Annotated in this window: 15 protein-coding genes; 13 read left to right on the forward strand and 2 right to left on the reverse strand. The window is 67.5% G+C overall.

The window, feature by feature from the left end; all coding sequences use genetic code 11:
- Nucleotides 1-47: 47 nt before the first annotated feature.
- From ACZ67Q_RS25010 to ACZ67Q_RS25040, 7 genes are all read left to right on the forward strand, one after another.
- A complete protein-coding gene (locus tag ACZ67Q_RS25010; protein ID WP_471185975.1) occupies nucleotides 48-3,947 on the forward strand; it encodes a DNA-directed RNA polymerase subunit beta' in 3,900 nt (1,299 codons plus the stop codon).
- 122 nt (nucleotides 3,948-4,069) lie between these two features.
- Complete coding sequence (locus tag ACZ67Q_RS25015; protein ID WP_471185978.1) at nucleotides 4,070-4,594, forward strand: DUF1707 and DUF4190 domain-containing protein; 525 nt, start codon at nucleotides 4,070-4,072, stop codon at nucleotides 4,592-4,594.
- Between the two features lie 363 nt (nucleotides 4,595-4,957).
- The gene (rpsL, locus tag ACZ67Q_RS25020) at nucleotides 4,958-5,329 is read left to right on the forward strand and encodes a 30S ribosomal protein S12 (RefSeq protein WP_003948652.1); all 372 of its coding nucleotides are present in this window, start codon (nucleotides 4,958-4,960) and stop codon (nucleotides 5,327-5,329) included.
- 2 nt (nucleotides 5,330-5,331) lie between these two features.
- A complete protein-coding gene (rpsG, locus tag ACZ67Q_RS25025) occupies nucleotides 5,332-5,802 on the forward strand; it encodes a 30S ribosomal protein S7 (RefSeq protein WP_003992340.1) in 471 nt (156 codons plus the stop codon).
- Nucleotides 5,803-5,841: 39 nt separating this feature from the next.
- Complete coding sequence (gene fusA, locus ACZ67Q_RS25030) at nucleotides 5,842-7,968, forward strand: elongation factor G (RefSeq protein WP_469811649.1); 2,127 nt, start codon at nucleotides 5,842-5,844, stop codon at nucleotides 7,966-7,968.
- A gap of 153 nt (nucleotides 7,969-8,121) precedes the next feature.
- A complete protein-coding gene (tuf, locus tag ACZ67Q_RS25035; protein ID WP_361630581.1) occupies nucleotides 8,122-9,315 on the forward strand; it encodes an elongation factor Tu in 1,194 nt (397 codons plus the stop codon).
- Between the two features lie 237 nt (nucleotides 9,316-9,552).
- Complete coding sequence (locus tag ACZ67Q_RS25040; RefSeq protein WP_471185981.1) at nucleotides 9,553-12,213, forward strand: peptidoglycan recognition protein family protein; 2,661 nt, start codon at nucleotides 9,553-9,555, stop codon at nucleotides 12,211-12,213.
- A 5-nt stretch (nucleotides 12,214-12,218) separates the two neighbouring features.
- Here ACZ67Q_RS25040 and ACZ67Q_RS25045 read toward each other — a convergent pair whose 3' ends face one another.
- Together ACZ67Q_RS25045 and ACZ67Q_RS25050 are read right to left on the reverse strand one after the other, a co-directional pair.
- Entirely contained in the window at nucleotides 12,219-13,139 is a 921-nt protein-coding gene (locus ACZ67Q_RS25045; RefSeq protein WP_471186165.1) for a helix-turn-helix domain-containing protein, read from the reverse strand.
- Between the two features lie 275 nt (nucleotides 13,140-13,414).
- Complete coding sequence (locus ACZ67Q_RS25050) at nucleotides 13,415-13,852, reverse strand: ATP-binding protein (protein WP_471185984.1); 438 nt, start codon at nucleotides 13,850-13,852, stop codon at nucleotides 13,415-13,417.
- A gap of 160 nt (nucleotides 13,853-14,012) precedes the next feature.
- Between ACZ67Q_RS25050 and ACZ67Q_RS25055 the strand changes: the two genes are divergently transcribed.
- The 6 genes from ACZ67Q_RS25055 (at nucleotide 14,013) to rplW (ending at nucleotide 17,537) form a co-directional block, all read left to right on the forward strand.
- On the forward strand, nucleotides 14,013-14,888 hold the full coding sequence (locus ACZ67Q_RS25055; protein WP_471185986.1) for a helix-turn-helix domain-containing protein: 876 nt from the start codon (nucleotides 14,013-14,015) through the stop codon (nucleotides 14,886-14,888).
- Nucleotides 14,885-15,094, forward strand: a complete 210-nt coding sequence (locus ACZ67Q_RS25060; RefSeq protein WP_471185989.1) for a DUF397 domain-containing protein — start codon at nucleotides 14,885-14,887, stop codon at nucleotides 15,092-15,094. Before ACZ67Q_RS25055 ends, ACZ67Q_RS25060 begins: the two co-directional genes overlap by 4 nt.
- Before the next feature lie 395 nt (nucleotides 15,095-15,489).
- Nucleotides 15,490-15,798, forward strand: coding sequence for a 30S ribosomal protein S10 (rpsJ, locus tag ACZ67Q_RS25065; RefSeq protein WP_003948644.1), 309 nt, complete (start codon nucleotides 15,490-15,492; stop codon nucleotides 15,796-15,798).
- Between the two features lie 16 nt (nucleotides 15,799-15,814).
- Nucleotides 15,815-16,459 (forward strand): 50S ribosomal protein L3, encoded by a 645-nt coding sequence (gene rplC, locus ACZ67Q_RS25070; RefSeq protein WP_020135811.1) that lies wholly within the window; start codon nucleotides 15,815-15,817, stop codon nucleotides 16,457-16,459.
- 8 nt (nucleotides 16,460-16,467) lie between these two features.
- Nucleotides 16,468-17,118 carry a 50S ribosomal protein L4 gene (gene rplD / locus ACZ67Q_RS25075; protein WP_471185991.1) on the forward strand — a complete coding sequence of 217 codons (651 nt, stop codon included), beginning with the start codon at nucleotides 16,468-16,470 and terminating at the stop codon, nucleotides 17,116-17,118.
- Nucleotides 17,118-17,537, forward strand: coding sequence for a 50S ribosomal protein L23 (gene rplW, locus ACZ67Q_RS25080; RefSeq protein ID WP_190045803.1), 420 nt, complete (start codon nucleotides 17,118-17,120; stop codon nucleotides 17,535-17,537). Before rplD ends, rplW begins: the two co-directional genes overlap by 1 nt.
- Nucleotides 17,538-17,565: the final 28 nt, after the last annotated feature.

Here is a 17,565-nt window from a genome sequence, read left to right on the forward strand (position 1 = left end):
CCCGTTTCAGACCACAGACTTTCGACCCTGAGAGGGATTGACGCATAGTGCTCGACGTCAACTTCTTCGACGAGCTCCGGATCGGCCTGGCCACCGCTGACGACATCCGTCAGTGGAGCCACGGCGAGGTCAAGAAGCCCGAGACCATCAACTACCGCACCCTCAAGCCCGAAAAGGACGGACTCTTCTGCGAGAAGATCTTCGGTCCGACCCGGGACTGGGAGTGCTACTGCGGCAAGTACAAGCGCGTTCGCTTCAAGGGCATCATCTGTGAGCGCTGTGGCGTCGAGGTGACCCGTGCCAAGGTGCGCCGCGAGCGGATGGGCCACATCGAGCTGGCCGCTCCCGTCACGCACATCTGGTACTTCAAGGGCGTCCCGTCGCGCCTGGGTTATCTGCTCGACCTCGCCCCGAAGGACCTGGAGAAGGTCATCTACTTCGCGGCGTACATGATCACGTACGTGGACGAGGAGCGCCGTCAGCGCGACCTGCCCTCGCTGGAGGCTCACGTCTCCGTCGAGCGTCAGCAGATCGAGCAGCGCCGTGACTCCGACCTCGAGGCCCGCGCCAAGAAGCTCGAGACCGACCTGGCCGAGCTCGAGGCCGAGGGCGCCAAGGCCGACGTGCGCCGCAAGGTGCGCGAGGGTGCCGAGCGCGAGATGAAGCAGCTGCGCGACCGTGCGCAGCGCGAGATCGACCGCCTCGACGAGGTGTGGAACCGGTTCAAGAACCTCAAGGTCCAGGACCTCGAGGGCGACGAGCTGCTCTACCGCGAGCTGCGTGACCGCTTCGGCACGTACTTCGACGGTTCGATGGGTGCCGCGGCGCTGCAGAAGCGCCTGGAGTCCTTCGACCTCGAGGAGGAGGCCGAGCGTCTCCGCGAGATCATCCGCACCGGCAAGGGCCAGAAGAAGACCCGTGCCCTGAAGCGCCTGAAGGTCGTCTCCGCGTTCCTGCAGACGTCCAACAGCCCCAAGGGCATGGTCCTGGACTGCGTCCCGGTCATCCCGCCGGACCTGCGTCCGATGGTGCAGCTGGACGGTGGCCGCTTCGCGACCTCCGACCTGAACGACCTGTACCGCCGTGTCATCAACCGCAACAACCGTCTGAAGCGCCTGCTCGACCTGGGCGCTCCGGAGATCATCGTCAACAACGAGAAGCGCATGCTTCAGGAGGCTGTTGACGCCCTCTTCGACAACGGTCGTCGCGGCCGGCCGGTGACCGGTCCCGGTAACCGCCCGCTGAAGTCCCTCAGCGACATGCTGAAGGGCAAGCAGGGTCGTTTCCGTCAGAACCTGCTCGGTAAGCGTGTCGACTACTCGGCGCGTTCCGTGATCGTCGTCGGTCCGCAGCTGAAGCTGCACCAGTGCGGTCTGCCGAAGGCGATGGCGCTGGAGCTGTTCAAGCCGTTCGTGATGAAGCGCCTGGTCGACCTGAACCACGCGCAGAACATCAAGAGCGCCAAGCGCATGGTGGAGCGCGGCCGCACGGTCGTGTACGACGTCCTCGAAGAGGTCATCGCCGAGCACCCGGTTCTGCTGAACCGTGCTCCCACCCTGCACCGCCTCGGCATCCAGGCCTTCGAGCCGCAGCTGGTCGAGGGCAAGGCCATCCAGATCCACCCGCTCGTCTGCACCGCGTTCAACGCGGACTTCGACGGTGACCAGATGGCCGTGCACCTGCCGCTGTCCGCGGAGGCGCAGGCCGAGGCCCGCATCCTGATGCTGTCCTCGAACAACATCCTCAAGCCGGCCGACGGCCGTCCGGTGACGATGCCGACCCAGGACATGGTCCTCGGTCTGTTCTTCCTCACCACGGACGCCGAGGGCCGCAACCCCAAGGGCGAGGGCCGCGCGTTCGCGTCCGTCGCCGAGGCGATCATGGCGTTCGACGCCGGCGAGCTGTCCCTGCAGACCCCGGTCGACATCCGCTTCCCGGTGGGCACCATCCCGCCGCGTGGCTGGGTGCCGCCGGTGCGCGAGGAGGGCGAGCCGGAGTGGCAGCAGGGTGACAGCTTCACGCTGAAGACCACGCTGGGCCGTGCGCTCTTCAACGAGCTGCTGCCCGAGGACTACCCGTTCGTCGACTACGAGGTCGGCAAGAAGCAGCTCTCCCAGATCGTCAACGACCTGGCCGAGCGCTACCCGAAGGTCATCGTGGCGGCGACGCTCGACAACCTGAAGGCGGCGGGCTTCTACTGGGCGACCCGTTCCGGCGTCACCGTGGCCATCTCCGACGTCGTCGTCCCCGAGGCGAAGAAGGAGATCGTCGCCCGCTGGGAGGCCGCGGACGAGAAGGTCCAGCGCCAGTACGAGCGTGGTCTGATCACCAAGGACGAGCGCACCCAGGAACTGATCGGCATCTGGACCAACGCGACCAACGAGGTCGCCGAGGCGATGAACGAGAACTTCCCGAAGACCAACCCGATCTTCATGATGGTGAACTCGGGTGCACGAGGCAACATGATGCAGATGCGTCAGATCGCCGGTATGCGTGGTCTGGTGTCGAACGCCAAGAACGAGACGATCCCGCGTCCGATCAAGGCCTCGTTCCGTGAGGGTCTGTCCGTGCTGGAGTACTTCATCTCCACGCACGGTGCCCGTAAGGGTCTGGCGGACACCGCTCTGCGTACCGCCGACTCGGGTTACCTCACCCGTCGTCTGGTCGACGTCTCCCAGGACGTCATCATCCGCGAGGAGGACTGCGGCACCGACCGTGGCCTCAAGCTGCGGATCGCCGAGCGCAACGCCGAGGGCACGCTGCTCAAGGCGGAGGACGTCGAGACCAGCGTGTACGCGCGCTGCCTCGCCGAGGACATCGTGGTCGACGGTCAGGTCCTGGCCCCGGCCGGCACCGACCTCGGTGACGTCCTGATCGACGAACTGGTCCTGCGCGGCATCGAGGAGGTCAAGACCCGTTCGGTCCTGACCTGCGAGTCCGCCGTCGGCACCTGCGCCATGTGCTACGGCCGTTCGCTGGCCACCGGCAAGCTGGTCGACATCGGTGAGGCGGTCGGCATCATCGCCGCCCAGTCCATCGGTGAGCCCGGTACCCAGCTGACGATGCGTACCTTCCACACCGGTGGTGTGGCCGGTGACGACATCACCCAGGGTCTGCCCCGTGTCGTCGAGCTCTTCGAGGCCCGTACGCCGAAGGGTGTCGCCCCGATCTCCGAGGCCTCCGGCCGCGTGCGGATCGAGGAGACCGAGAAGACCAAGAAGATCGTCATCACGCCGGACGACGGCAGCGACGAGACGGCCTACCCGATCTCGAAGCGCGCCCGTCTCCTGGTCAGCGAGGGCGAGCACGTCGAGGTGGGCCAGAAGCTCACCGTGGGTGCCACCAACCCGCACGACGTGCTGCGCATCCTGGGTCAGCGTGCCGTCCAGGTCCACCTGGTCGGCGAGGTCCAGAAGGTGTACAACTCGCAGGGTGTGTCGATCCACGACAAGCACATCGAGATCATCATCCGGCAGATGCTGCGCCGTGTGACGATCATCGAGTCCGGCGACGCCGAGCTGCTGCCCGGTGAGCTGGTCGAGCGCTCGAAGTTCGAGACCGAGAACCGTCGTGTGGTCCAGGAGGGTGGTCACCCGGCCTCCGGTCGTCCGCAGCTGATGGGTATCACCAAGGCCTCGCTGGCGACGGAGTCCTGGCTGTCGGCCGCCTCCTTCCAGGAGACGACCCGAGTCCTGACGGATGCGGCGATCAACGCCAAGTCCGACAGCCTCATCGGCCTCAAGGAGAACGTCATCATCGGTAAGCTCATCCCGGCCGGTACGGGCCTGTCCCGCTACCGCAACATCCGGGTCGAGCCGACCGAGGAAGCCAAGGCCGCGATGTACTCGGCCGTCGGCTACGACGACATCGACTACTCGCCGTTCGGCACCGGCTCCGGCCAGGCCGTTCCGCTGGAGGACTACGACTACGGTCCGTACAACCAGTAAGGCGCACGTCCACTGAAGGGCGGCCACCCCGTGGGGGGTGGCCGCCCTTCGGCGTTGTGCTGGTGCCGCGCTCGCCGGTTCGGCGCATCATGGAGGGACGCCGGCGCTTCGGGGAGGTGCTCGTGTCGCAGTCGCCGTATCCGTGGCAGCCCTCTCAGCCCGGGCAGCAGGGGTGGAGGGCGGTGCTCGCCTCGCATGCCGAGCGTGAGCGGGCCGTCGATGTGCTGCGGGCCGGGTACGGCGAGGGTCGCCTGGAGCGTGGGGAGTTCGAGGAGCGGGTCGGGCGGGCGTATGCGGCCCGTACGGTGGGGGAGCTGGCTTCCCTGGTCGCCGACCTGCCGCAGGGCCCCGTACCGCCTGCTGTGCCCGCTGCCCTCGCTCCGGGGGTGTTCGGGCCCGTGCCCCGGCCGCGGACCAACGGCAAGGCCGTGGGGGCCGCCGTGTGCGGGCTGCTGTGTGTGCCCACCGCCGGGCTCACCGGGATTCCGGCGGTCGTGCTGGGGCACGTGGCGCGCTCCGAGATCCGGCGGACGGGGGAGCTGGGGGAGGGGCTGGCGATGACCGGTCTGGTGCTGGGGTGGTTGGCCACGGCCGGCTGGGCACTCGTACTGATCCTGCTGACGGCCGTGTCCCTGGCGGTCGGATGACCCGGTTGTGACCCTGGCTGTGACCCCGGCGCAAGGGCGTGAGAAAAGTGTTCGAAGCGGACAGCGGCCGCCGATTCGTAGATCACTTGTGCCAGGCGGGCTTGACATGTGGCGTGTGTCGCTGCGGGCGGGACCCATTTGTTTTGACCGTAGCGTTTGAGGTAGGTACGCTCAGACCTTGTGCCTGGGGTGTGCCTTGGCTCTCCTGCGTGCCTTCAACCGCACAGGAGCCATGACCGGCCACCGCAATCTGCGTCTCTTATGCCGTCCGGCAGAAGCCCGCACGATTCGACACACCCGACCGCGTGGGTCGGCGACGTTCCAGGTTAGCTTCACCATCGGCACACAGAAACCGGAGAAGTAGTGCCTACGATCCAGCAGCTGGTCCGGAAGGGCCGGCAGGACAAGGTCGAGAAGAACAAGACGCCCGCACTCGAGGGTTCCCCTCAGCGTCGTGGCGTCTGCACGCGTGTGTTCACGACCACCCCGAAGAAGCCGAACTCGGCCCTCCGTAAGGTCGCGCGTGTGCGTCTGACCAGCGGCATCGAGGTCACGGCCTACATTCCGGGTGAGGGACACAACCTGCAGGAGCACTCCATCGTGCTCGTGCGCGGCGGCCGTGTGAAGGACCTGCCGGGTGTTCGCTACAAGATCATCCGCGGCTCGCTCGACACCCAGGGTGTCAAGAACCGCAAGCAGGCTCGCAGCCGTTACGGCGCCAAGAAGGAGAAGTAAGAATGCCTCGTAAGGGCCCCGCCCCGAAGCGCCCGGTCATCATCGACCCGGTCTACGGTTCTCCTCTGGTGACCTCCCTGATCAACAAGGTGCTGCTGAACGGCAAGCGCTCCACCGCCGAGCGCATCGTCTACGGCGCCATGGAGGGTCTGCGTGAGAAGACGGGCAACGACCCGATCATCACGCTGAAGCGCGCGCTGGAGAACATCAAGCCGACCCTCGAGGTCAAGTCCCGCCGTGTCGGTGGTGCGACGTACCAGGTTCCGATCGAGGTCAAGCCCGGTCGTGCCAACACGCTCGCGCTGCGCTGGCTGGTCGGTTACTCCCGCGCCCGTCGCGAGAAGACCATGACCGAGCGTCTGCTCAACGAGCTTCTCGACGCCTCCAACGGCCTCGGTGCCGCTGTGAAGAAGCGCGAGGACACGCACAAGATGGCCGAGTCCAACAAGGCCTTCGCGCACTACCGCTGGTAGTCGCTACCCACATCGAGACCGAGAGAAGACTGAAGCCTTATGGCTACCACTTCACTTGACCTGGCCAAGGTCCGCAATATCGGGATCATGGCCCACATCGACGCGGGCAAGACGACCACCACCGAGCGGATCCTGTTCTACACCGGTGTGTCTTACAAGATCGGTGAGGTCCACGACGGCGCTGCCACCATGGACTGGATGGAGCAGGAGCAGGAGCGTGGCATCACGATCACCTCTGCTGCCACCACCTGTCACTGGTCGCTGGAAGACGTCGACCACACCATCAACATCATCGACACCCCGGGTCACGTCGACTTCACCGTCGAGGTGGAGCGCTCCCTGCGTGTGCTCGACGGTGCCGTGACGGTGTTCGACGGCGTCGCCGGCGTTGAGCCGCAGTCCGAGACGGTGTGGCGTCAGGCGGACCGCTACGGCGTTCCGCGTATCTGCTTCGTCAACAAGCTCGACCGCACGGGCGCCGAGTTCCACCGCTGTGTGGACATGATCTCGGACCGCCTGGGCGCGCAGCCGATCGTCATGCAGCTCCCGATCGGTGCCGAGGCCGACTTCCAGGGCGTCGTGGACCTGGTCCGCATGAAGGCGCTCGTCTGGTCCGCCGAGGCCACCAAGGGCGAGATGTACGACGTCGTCGACATCCCGGCCACGCACACCGAGGCTGCCGAGGAGTACCGCGGCAAGCTGATCGAGGCCGTGGCCGAGAACGACGAAGAGATCATGGAGCTGTACCTGGAGGGCGAGGAGCCCACCGAGGAGCAGCTGTACGCCGCGATCCGTCGTATCACCATCGCGTCCGGCAAGGGCACCGGCACCACGGTGACCCCGGTGTTCTGCGGTACCGCGTTCAAGAACAAGGGTGTCCAGCCGCTGCTCGACGCGGTCGTGCGCTACCTGCCGTCCCCGGTCGACATCGAGGCCATCGAGGGCCACGACGTCAAGGACCCGGAGACGGTCATCAAGCGCAAGCCGTCCGAGGACGAGCCGCTGTCGGCGCTGGCGTTCAAGATCATGAGCGACCCGCACCTGGGCAAGCTCACCTTCGTCCGGGTCTACTCGGGCCGCCTGGAGTCCGGCACCTCGGTGCTGAACTCCGTCAAGGGCAAGAAGGAGCGCATCGGCAAGATCTACCGCATGCACGCGAACAAGCGTGAGGAGATCGAGTCGGTGGGCGCCGGCGACATCGTCGCCGTCATGGGCCTGAAGCAGACCACCACCGGTGAGACGCTCTGCGACGAGAAGAACCCGGTGATCCTGGAGTCCATGGACTTCCCGGCGCCGGTCATCGAGGTCGCGATCGAGCCCAAGTCCAAGGGTGACCAGGAGAAGCTGGGTGTCGCCATCCAGCGTCTCGCGGAGGAGGACCCCTCCTTCCAGGTGCACACCAACGAGGAGACCGGCCAGACCGTCATCGGCGGTATGGGCGAGCTTCACCTCGAGGTCCTCGTCGACCGCATGAAGCGCGAGTTCAAGGTCGAGGCCAACGTCGGCAAGCCGCAGGTGGCCTACCGCGAGACGATCCGCAAGGCCGTCGAGCGCGTCGACTACACCCACAAGAAGCAGACCGGTGGTACCGGTCAGTTCGCGAAGGTGCAGATCGGCATCGAGCCCCTCGAGGGCGGCGACGTCTCGTACGAGTTCGTGAACAAGGTCACCGGTGGCCGTATCCCGAAGGAGTACATCCCTTCGGTGGACGCCGGTGCGCAGGAGGCCATGCAGTTCGGCATCCTCGCCGGCTACGAGATGACCGGTGTCCGTGTCATCCTCCACGACGGTGCCTACCACGAGGTCGACTCCTCCGAGCTGGCCTTCAAGATCGCCGGTTCGCAGGCCTTCAAGGAGGCCGCGCGCAAGGCCAGCCCCGTGCTGCTCGAGCCGATGATGGCCGTCGAGGTCACCACGCCCGAGGACTACATGGGTGAGGTCATCGGCGACATCAACTCCCGCCGTGGTCAGATCCAGGCCATGGAGGAGCGGGCCGGTGCCCGTGTCGTGAAGGGCCTCGTGCCTCTGTCGGAGATGTTCGGCTACGTCGGCGACCTCCGCAGCAAGACGTCGGGTCGCGCAAGCTACTCGATGCAGTTCGACTCCTACGCCGAGGTTCCGCGGAACGTCGCCGAGGAGATCATCGCGAAGGCCAAGGGCGAGTAACGCACCGCGTTCACACGCCGTAGGCTTGACTCCGGAGCCTCCAGGGCAAACACCGCAATCGCGGGGTTTGCCCCGGGTTCCGGGCCTTTTCAGCAAAGATCACCTGGCGCCGATGAAGTAAGGCGTACCAGAACCACTCCCAGGAGGACCCCAGTGGCGAAGGCGAAGTTCGAGCGGACTAAGCCGCACGTCAACATCGGCACCATCGGTCACATCGACCACGGTAAGACGACCCTCACGGCCGCCATTACCAAGGTGCTGCACGACGCGTTCCCGGACCTGAACGAGGCCTCGGCGTTCGACCAGATCGACAAGGCTCCCGAAGAGCGCCAGCGCGGTATCACCATCTCCATCGCGCACGTCGAGTACCAGACGGAGACCCGTCACTACGCCCACGTCGACTGCCCCGGTCACGCGGACTACATCAAGAACATGATCACCGGTGCGGCCCAGATGGACGGCGCCATCCTCGTGGTCGCCGCCACCGACGGCCCGATGCCGCAGACCAAGGAGCACGTGCTCCTGGCCCGCCAGGTCGGCGTTCCGTACATCGTCGTCGCCCTGAACAAGGCCGACATGGTGGACGACGAGGAGATCCTGGAGCTCGTCGAGCTCGAGGTCCGTGAGCTCCTCTCCGAGTACGAGTTCCCGGGCGACGACCTGCCGGTCGTCCGCGTCTCCGCGCTCAAGGCCCTCGAGGGCGACAAGGAGTGGGGTGAGTCCGTCCTCAACCTGATGAAGGCTGTGGACGAGAACATCCCCGAGCCCGAGCGTGACGTCGACAAGCCGTTCCTCATGCCCATCGAGGACGTCTTCACGATCACCGGTCGCGGTACGGTCGTCACCGGCCGTATCGAGCGTGGTGTCCTGAAGGTCAACGAGACCGTCGACATCATCGGCATCAAGACCGAGAAGACCACCACCACGGTCACCGGCATCGAGATGTTCCGCAAGCTGCTCGACGAGGGCCAGGCCGGTGAGAACGTCGGTCTGCTCCTCCGTGGCATCAAGCGCGAGGACGTCGAGCGCGGTCAGGTCATCATCAAGCCGGGTTCGGTCACGCCGCACACCGAGTTCGAGGCGCAGGCGTACATCCTGTCGAAGGACGAGGGTGGCCGCCACACCCCGTTCTTCAACAACTACCGCCCGCAGTTCTACTTCCGTACGACGGACGTGACCGGCGTCGTGACCCTCCCCGAGGGCACCGAGATGGTCATGCCGGGTGACAACACCGAGATGAAGGTGGAGCTCATCCAGCCCGTCGCCATGGAGGAGGGCCTGAAGTTCGCCATCCGTGAGGGTGGCCGGACCGTCGGCGCCGGCCAGGTCACCAAGATCACCAAGTAAGTCCGCTTGCTTGAGGGTCCAGTGACCCGGTAGCTCCAGATGCGAGCTCCGCGAGGGGCCCGTACGACTTCGGTCGTACGGGCCCCTCGTTTTTGTGTCTCCGCAGTCCCGCAGGTCACACGTGTTTCTCACGCCCCGGTGGAAAGCGCTCCCACGCACCCCTGTAGCATGCCGCCACTTATCCGTGTCATGTCCATCTAGGGGTCCCAGGGGGGCCGTTCAGGGGTGGGAAACAACTTGAGATCGGGACGTCGAGCACGTCGTACGGCCGCTGCCCGGGCGCGGCGCACAGCCGCCGGGGCCGCCCTCGGTATCGCAGCGATCCTGGGCATCCAGTCCATCGCGAACGGCGCCGTCTTCGGAAGCGGGGACGATCAGGCGCGCCTGCCGAGCGTCTACAGCGCGCGAGGGAAGGAGCACGGCCCGGTCCGGACCGCCGTGCACAAGCTCGCGCTGACCGACCAGGGCCACGGCGAGGCGGTCCTGTCGAAGCGGGACACCGACCGCTTCGCCCTCATGGGCGTCTCCTGGACGGACCCCCTGGCGAAGATCCAGGGCACCATCCAGGCGCGCGCCCGCAACGCCGAGACCGGCGAGTGGACGGCGTGGCAGGACCTGACGCCGTACCCGGCGATGCTCGACGGCAAGCGGGCCGGCGCGCGCGGTTCCACCGAGCCGGTCTGGGTGGACGCCTCCGACGGCGCCGAGGTCCGCGTCACCGACGGCGCCCGCAACGGCAAGCTCCCGGCCGGCCTGCGTCTCGACCTGGTCGACCCGGGCACCTCGACGGCGGGCCGGACCTCGGGTGAGCTGAACGCCGAGCCCGCGGCCTTCGTGCAGGAGACCCCGCCCACGACGCCCGGGCCGGCCTCCACGGCCCCGCAGCCGCCGATCGTCTCGCGTGCCGGCTGGGGCGCGGACGAGAGCATCAGCCCGGAGGAGCCGGGCTATCTGCCGAACGGCAACACGATCAAGGCCGCGTTCGTGCACCACACCGCGGACGCCAACCCGTACGACTGCTCCGAGTCCGCGGCGATCGTCCGGGGCATCTACACGTACCACGTGAAGACGAACGGCTGGAAGGACATCGGCTACAACTTCCTGGTCGACAAGTGCGGCACCCTCTTCGAGGGCCGCAAGGGCGGGATCGACCAGCCGGTGTACGGGGCCCACACCTACGGCTGGAACTCCCAGTCGACGAGCGTGGCCTTCCTCGGCGACTACAACCAGCAGAACGCGTCGGACGCGTCCCTGGTCTCCGCGTCGCGGATCATCGCGTACAAGCTCGGTCAGTACGGCGTAGACCCGTCCGGCACGACCCTGCTGAACTCCGGTGCCACGCAGAAGAACTACTTCGGCACCTCGTACACCCAGGGCCAGGACTACACGTTCAACACGGTCTCCGGTCACCGTGACGGCTACGCCACCGAGTGCCCCGGCAACCTGCTGTACGGGCAGCTGGGCACGATCCGCGGCTATGCGAGCGGCACGGTCAAGGACCTGGCGATCACCTCGGTGGGCGGCGAGGCCACGAAGGCCGGCAGCGGCTACCAGACGCCCGGCCCGGTCACGGTCGGCTGGTCCACGAGCACGCAGAACGCCCTGATCTACAAGTTCGAGGTGCTGGTCGACGGCCAGGTCTCCACCTGGAGCTGGGGCCATGTCCGCAGCGCGTCGCTCACTCTGAGCGGCTACGGCGACCACACGGTGGCGATCCGCGCCACCCACACCTCCGGCAAGGTCACGACGTCGGCTCCGGTCACCGTGACCGTGCCGGGTCCCAAGACCTTCAAGCCGGTCACCCCGACCCGCCTGATGGACACCCGGTCCGGCACGGGCGTGGCGAAGGCCAAGGTCGGCCCCGGCGGTGAGGTGGTCCTCGACGTCACCGGCAACAGCGTGGTGCCGTCCACCGGCGTCGGCGCGGTCGTCCTGAACGTGACGGCCACGAACCCGACGGCGACCAGCTATGTGTCGGTCTACCCGAACGGCACCGACCGCACGTCGGCGTCGAACCTGAACTTCACCGCCGGGAAGACGATCCCCAACCTGGTGACCGTGCCGGTGATCGACGGCAAGGTGCGGTTCTACAACCACGCGGGCTCGGTCGACCTGATCGCCGACGTCACCGGCTACTACGCCACGGACACCAGCGGCTCGACCCACGTCAGCCACGGCCCGCTGCGGCTGATGGACACGCGGTACGGCACCGGCGCGCCCAAGGCGCAGGTCGGTCCGCAGGGCGTGGTGAGCCTCCAGGTGGCCGGCGTCCAGGACGTGCCGTCCTCCGGTGTGACGGCGGTGGTCCTGAACGTGACCGCCACGAACCCGACCTCGTCGAGCTTCGTCTCGGTCTACCCGGACGGTACGGCCCGCACGTCGGCGTCGAACCTGAACTTCACCGCCGGCCAGACCATCCCCAACCTGGTGATCGTCCCGGTCGTGAACGGCAAGGTGGACTTCTACAACCAGTGGGGTTCGGTCGACCTGATCGCCGACATCACCGGCTACTTCACCTCCGGCACCGAGGGCTCCTCGCACATCAACCTCGGTCCGAAGCGGTTGATGGACACCCGGTACGGCATCGGCGTCCCGAAGGCCCCGGTGGGCCCGCAGGGCGTGGTGTCCCTGCCGGTGGCCGGCGTCCAGGGTGTCCCGTCGTCCGGTGTGACGGCGGTGGTCCTGAACGTGACCGCGACGAATCCGACCTCGTCGAGCTTCGTCTCGGTCTACCCGGACGGTACGACCCGCACGTCGGCGTCGAACCTGAACTTCACGTCGGGCCTGACGATCCCCAACCTGGTGATCGTCCCGGTCGTGAACGGCAAGGTGGACTTCTACAACCAGTGGGGTTCGGTGGACCTGATCGCCGACATCACGGGGTACTTCACGAAGTGACCTGATCACGCCGCTGACCGGTTGCCGGGGTGGGCTTCCCGGCAGTCGCGGCAGTAGGAGCCTGGCTGAGGGGTGCGAATCGCGCGTTCGCACCCCTCACAGCTGTGCAGGGGCAGGCGTCCGGCCGGCCGGTGGTGCCCGGCGGGTGGGGGGTCGGGCGGCGCGGGAGGCGGCAGCAGGTCGGTCAGGCGGTGTGCCAGCAGGGCTGCGGGGTTGCGCAGGGGGTCGCGTGGCAGGTTCGCGGTCAGGGCGTGGCGGACGGCTTCCGGGCGGGCGCCGCGTTCGAGCCAGGCGGCCGCGGCTGGGGCGAGGCGGCGGACGGCGCGTTCGGAGAGCAGCAGGCGCGGGTCGCTGCGGTGGAGGGTCGCCAGCAGGGCCGTGGCCGCGCGATGACGGTCCAGATCGGGGGTCTGCGGCTCGGGGAGGGGAGGCGGCGGGGGCTTGGGAGCGGCCTGTGCCGCGGGCTCGGGTGCCGGGGGAGGCGGCGGGGGCGGTGGTTGCGGGGGAGCAGGGGGCGGCGGGGGCGTCTTGCGACCCGCGGGCCGCTCGGCCCCGGACGGGCGAGCGGGACGCTCGGCCACGGGCCGGTTGTACGACACCGTGTGCGTGACGATCCGGCCGTTCGGGAGCTTCTCGCGGACGCGGGCCAGGTAGCCGTGGGCCTCCAGCTCCCGCAGCGCCGCGGCGATACGGGTCTCGCCCTCCGGGAAGCGGGCCGCGAGCGCCTTGATGCCGACCGGGGCGCCGGAGGGCAGCGACTGGATGTGAGTGGCGAGACCGATCGCGGTGAGGCTCAGCTCGCAGTGCTGCGCGAGGTGGTTGCCGACGACCGTGAAGCGTTCGGTGTGCGCGGAGTTGATGTGGGTGATGCCGCGCGGATTCAGCGGCTGAGCGCACGGAGGCGCGCTAAAGTGCTCGGTACCCATCGGGAAGTTGTTGCCTTCCTCGGTGGTCAGGCCCTCGATCGGGATGCCCGTCCCGGCCGGGGGCCGTCGCATGTCTCCGGTTGTGGTCGCGGTGAGCATATGCCTGCGAACTGGGCGCGAATCCAGCTCAGTTGGCGAAGACCACTCGCGCGGGTGACGGGGGTCCGCAGGGGAGACGGCGGGGTGGGGCGGGGTTTGGCCGGTACTTTCCCCAGGGTTCTTGAAAGCATTGACCTCGCGCCGGGCCGGGTCGCCGCTCACCGGGACGTGACCGGTCACGACGCGGTGCCCCCCGTCCCGATCTCCGCCCACACGGTCTTGCGCGGGGGGCGTTCCTCACGCACGCCCCACTTGTCCGCGAGCGCCTCGACGATGAGCAGTCCCCGCCCGGACTCGGCGCTCTCCTTTGGGCACCGCACCTCCGGCAGACGCTCACCCCGCGTGTCGGTCACCTCGATGCGCAGCGTGCCGCCGACCACGTACAGCGTCAGACGGAAGTTGCGCCCGGGGACGCGGCCGTGAGTGGCCGCGTTGGCCGCCAGCTCGGCCACCAGCTGTTTCGCGGGCTCGGCCGGCAGCCCCCAGCGGCGCAGTTGCGTGTCGGCGAGCAGCCGGGCGAGGCGGGCGCCGCGCGCGGTGGACGACAGCAGCACGCTGAAGTGGGGCACGGCGTGGGGGAGTTCGGTGCCGGACTCGGCGATTTCCTGATTCACGTCACTCAGCGTGGCGGCTCCTGCCTACCGTGAGGAGTGACGGAGCGGTTGCGTACGGTCACTGTCCGGTGCTTGTCCGGCGTTGTCTTGGCTGTCCGCACGGTTCCCACGGGTAGGGCGCCGACGTACGGCGCGGGAACGGGACGACGGAGGGGCGCGGATGTCCGTGGACGGCGAGGCGGTACGGCTCAAGAGCGAGGCGGACGAGCCGGGTTGGGAAGTGGACCCGGACGACGAGTGGGGTGTGGCCGTCATCGCCACGGTCGGGCGGCAGCTGAAGCTGCGCCGGGAGGCGGCCGGGCTGCGGGCCGCGGAGTTCGGCAGGCTCGTCGGCTACAGCGAAGACATGGTGTACAAGATCGAGGCCGGGAAGCGGATCCCGCGCCAGGACTACCTGGTGGAAGCCGACCAGGTGCTGAACGCCGGCGGACTCATCGCGGCGACCTGGGAGGACGTGAAGAAGGTCCGGTATCCGAAGCGGGTACGGGAGCTGGCGAAGCTGGAGGCCCGGGCGGTGGAGATCGGGGTGTACGAGTGCAACATCATCGCCGGGCTGCTGCAGACGCCTGATCACGCGCGCGCTGTGATCGGCGCGGCCCAGCCGCCGTACTCACCGGACGACGTCGAGCGCATGGTGGCGGCGCGGCTGGCGCGGCAGTCGGTCTTCGAGCGGGATCCGGCGTCCTCGATCCACTTCGTTTTGGAAGAGGCGCCACTACGTCGGCGGGTCGGGGGCACAATGGCCTGGCGACGGCAGCTCGAACGTCTGCTGGAGGTGGGGCAGTTGCGCAATGTCACGCTCCAGGTGATGCCGACGAACACCGAGGCCCATCCAGGGCTGGACGGCAGGATCGAACTGCTCAAGTTCCCGGACGGGACGGCGGTGGGCCGCTCCGATGGCGCGTTCAATGGCCGTCCGATGCATGATCCCAAGCACCTCCGCATCCTTGAGCTGCGGTATGGCACCATCCGGGCTCAGGCGCTCTCGCCCCGGGAGTCGCTGGCCTTCATCGAGCACCTGCTGGGAGAGACATGATCCGCAAGACCACGGCCGGGGATACCGCCGAGCTGGTCTGGTTCAAGAGCAGCTACAGCGGAGGCACCGACGGCAACTCCTGCGTCGAGGTCGCCCACGCTCCCGGCACCGTGCACGTGCGTGACTCCAAGCACATCGCCGGCCCCCGGCTCGCCCTCGCGGAGAGCGCCTGGGCGGATTTTGTGACCTACGCCACGCAGGGCTGAGGGTGGATCGCGCCCCGGGTTTGACCTTCGTCACCCCCGGGGTAATCTCTTCGGCTCGATTGGCATCCGGCCTGCCCCTTATGGCAGACTGTCGGAGTTGCTCGGTCGAGTGTTGATGCTGCGCGCCTCCCGCCGGGAGGACCGGAAGCGAGTCCCACAGTACTCGTCGCCCTAACTGCCCTCGGGTAGCGCTGGGGCGGACGTACGGGAATCTTCCGGGAAGTGTGGTGCGGCACTGGCCAGGCACCCGGTGAACCTCTTCCCCACGACAAGGGATGTTCGAACAAGGGACATCTGTGTCAGCGGGAGTGCGACACGCCCGACCGCGTGGGTCGGACAAAGTCGAAGGAACACCAGGTTCCAGAGCTGTAGAGAGACAGGACTACTGAGTAGCCATGGCGGGACAGAAGATCCGCATCCGGCTCAAGGCCTACGACCACGAGGTCATCGACTCTTCGGCGAAGAAGATCGTCGAGACGGTGACGCGCACTGGTGCGTCGGTCGCGGGCCCGGTGCCGCTGCCCACTGAGAAGAACGTGTACTGCGTCATCAAGTCGCCGCACAAGTACAAGGACTCGCGCGAGCACTTCGAGATGCGCACGCACAAGCGCCTGATCGACATCCTCGACCCGACCCCCAAGACCGTTGACTCTCTGATGCGACTCGACCTCCCGGCCGGTGTCGACATCGAGATCAAGCTCTGAGGCTGGTGGGCTGAGAATGGCTAAGCAGATCAAGGGCATCCTGGGCGAGAAGCTCGGCATGACGCAGGTGTGGGACGAGAACAACCGTGTTGTTCCGGTCACCGTCGTCAAGGCCGGCCCCAACGTCGTCACCCAGGTCCGTACGAACGATGTCGACGGCTACGAGTCCGTCCAGATCGCTTTCGGCGAGATCGACCCGCGCAAGGTGAACAAGCCCCTCAAGGGCCACTTCGCCAAGGCCGACGTCACTCCCCGCCGCCACCTCGTCGAGATCCGTACCGCTGACGCCAGCGAGTACACCCTCGGCCAGGAGATCACCGCCGAGGTGTTCGAGGCCGGCATCAAGGTCGACGTGACCGGCAAGAGCAAGGGCAAGGGCTTCGCCGGTGTCATGAAGCGTCACAACTTCAAGGGCCTCGGCGCCGGACACGGCACCCAGCGCAAGCACCGCTCGCCCGGTTCCATCGGTGGCTGCGCCACCCCGGGCCGCGTGTTCAAGGGCCTCCGCATGGCGGGTCGCATGGGCAACGAGCGGGTCACCACCCAGAACCTGACCGTCCACGCCGTTGACGCGGAGAAGGGTCTGCTGCTCATCAAGGGCGCGGTTCCCGGTCCGAACGGCGGCCTCGTCCTGGTCCGCACCGCGGCCAAGGGGGCCTGAGGTAACCGATGAGCACTGTTGACATCCTTTCGCCGGCTGGCGACAAGGCCGGTTCCGTCGAGCTCCCCGCGGAGATCTTCGACGCCAAGGTCAGCGTTCCGCTGATCCACCAGGTCGTCGTCGCGCAGCTGGCCGCTGCCCGCCAGGGCACGCACAAGACCAAGACCCGCGGTGAAGTCCGTGGTGGTGGCAAGAAGCCTTACCGCCAGAAGGGCACCGGTCGCGCCCGTCAGGGTTCGACCCGCGCTCCGCAGTTCGCCGGCGGTGGCGTCGTCCACGGCCCGCAGCCGCGTGACTACTCGCAGCGCACCCCGAAGAAGATGAAGGCCGCCGCCCTGCGCGGTGCCCTCACCGACCGGGCGCGTCACAACCGCATCCACGTCGTCGCCGGCGTGGTCGAGGGTGCGATCTCCACCAAGGCCGCGAAGAGCCTGTTCGGCAAGATCTCGGAGCGCAAGAACCTGCTCCTGGTCGCCGAGCGCTCCGACGAGGCCGCGTGGCTGTCCGCCCGCAACCTGCCCCAGGTCCACATCCTGGAGCCGGGCCAGCTGAACACGTACGACGTTCTCGTCTCGGACGACGTGGTCTTCACCCAGGCCGCTTTCGAGTCCTTCGTGTCTGGCCCCAAGGCCGCTGACACCGAAGGGAGCGAGGTCTGATGGCTATCCGTCACCCCGCGATCGCCTCGAAGGCCGCCAAGGCCGCCAAGGCCGCGCGCGTCGCCAAGGCGCGTCGCCACGCCACCGAGGGCAAGAACACCGTCGAGACCCCGCTGAGCAAGTCGTACACGGACCCCCGTGACGTCCTGCTGAAGCCGGTCGTCTCCGAGAAGAGCTACGCGCTCCTCGACGAGAACAAGTACACGTTCATCGTCGACCCGAACGCCAACAAGACCCAGATCAAGCAGGCCGTCCAGGCGGTCTTCTCGGTCAAGGTCACCGGGGTCAACACGATCAACCGCCAGGGCAAGCGCAAGCGCACGAAGACCGGCTTCGGTCAGCGTGCCGGCAGCAAGCGCGCGATCGTGACCCTCGCCGAGGGCGACCGTATCGACATCTTCGGCGGTCCGACCGCGTAAGCGGGTCGGATCGTCCGATATCGGACGA

Source organism: Streptomyces sp. NPDC036813, from assembly GCF_055609245.1.